Annotated in this window: 2 protein-coding genes; both read right to left on the bottom strand. The window is 69.1% G+C overall.

The window, feature by feature from the left end:
- Nucleotides 1–146: 146 nt before the first annotated feature.
- Nucleotides 147–494, bottom strand: coding sequence for a DUF2934 domain-containing protein (locus EN991_RS37480; RefSeq protein WP_127370591.1), 348 nt, complete (start codon nt 492–494; stop codon nt 147–149).
- Between the two features lie 97 nt (nt 495–591).
- The coding region (locus EN991_RS37475) for a BA14K family protein (RefSeq protein WP_164769717.1) at nt 592–1051 on the bottom strand (460 nt) is incomplete at its 5' end.

Genomic DNA, 1051 nt, shown 5'->3' with positions numbered 1-1051 from the left:
AGCTAATGGTTAGTGGATGCGGCAGGTGGTGCCCTCCATCGCCTGCCGAAGATCGGCCCTCCGATCGGCCCGCGTCCTCCGCCAGAGGCGCGGGCTTTTCGTGCCGATCAGCCGTCGCAGCCTAGCCGGCATTTTTCGTCTTCCGACTATTTCGCCAGTCCCTCATCGGGGTTTCGCCGCCCTTTGGCCTTCAGGCTGCGCGCGGCTTGCTCGACCGCGCCGCGGTCGTTGCCCAGGCGGTCGAGCAGTTCCTGTGCCTCGTCGCCGGAGATGCCGGTGCGCACCGCCAGCGCCTCGACCTCCAGCACGTCGGAGCTGGCGATCTCGCCGGTTTCAGGCAGCGCGTCGCCCGCCGTCAGCGGCAGGGCTCCCTCGCGGTCGATCTCGGCCTCGGCCTGGTGCCAGTGCCGCTCGGGGTCGCCCTGCATGCGGCCTTCCCGTTCCCAGATCTGGTAGGCGCGCTCACGAATTCTGTCGTCCCGGTCGTCGCTCATGGTCAGTCCTCCTTGGGGTCAGGGTTGAACGCCGCGACAATGCGGACGCTCCGGAAAATCCACGCGATCGGATCGCCATGCCGGCGGCGCGCGGGGGCTACTGGCATTGCCGTCTCGGGCCGCCGGAATAGGGCTGGTAGGAGTTGTCTTCCGGGCGGTAGGAGCGGTAACGGCTGAAGCAGGAATCGACATGGTCGGCCGAAAGCGCTTCGCCGTCATCGTCGGCAAGGTAGACGCCAAGGCCAGCGCCGTTTTCCCCGCCATCGCCGGCGGCCGGCTGGCCGGCCTGACCGGCGGCTTCGAGATAGGGCGAGATGCAGGGGCGCAGCTGCCCGCTGTAGGAAAGATAGCTGTTGTCGTCCGGATGGTAGGAGCGATAGCGGCTGGCGCACCAGGCGAGATGCGGAGACGGCAATTCCGCCGCCTTGGGCGCGATGGCGCCGGTGACCGTCGGGTCGGGCGGTGTTTCCTGCGGTTTGGCGGGGATGTCGGGCGGCGCCGGCTGGGCGGCCGGCAGGCGTTCGAGGCCCTGCCCGGGTTTGTTCACCGGCCGCGCC

The organism is Mesorhizobium sp. M7A.F.Ca.US.005.03.2.1, from assembly GCF_003997795.1.
In the GTDB taxonomy this organism is placed as follows: Bacteria; Pseudomonadota; Alphaproteobacteria; order Rhizobiales; family Rhizobiaceae; genus Mesorhizobium; species Mesorhizobium ciceri.
This window is presented reverse-complemented; position numbering and strand designations above follow the sequence as displayed.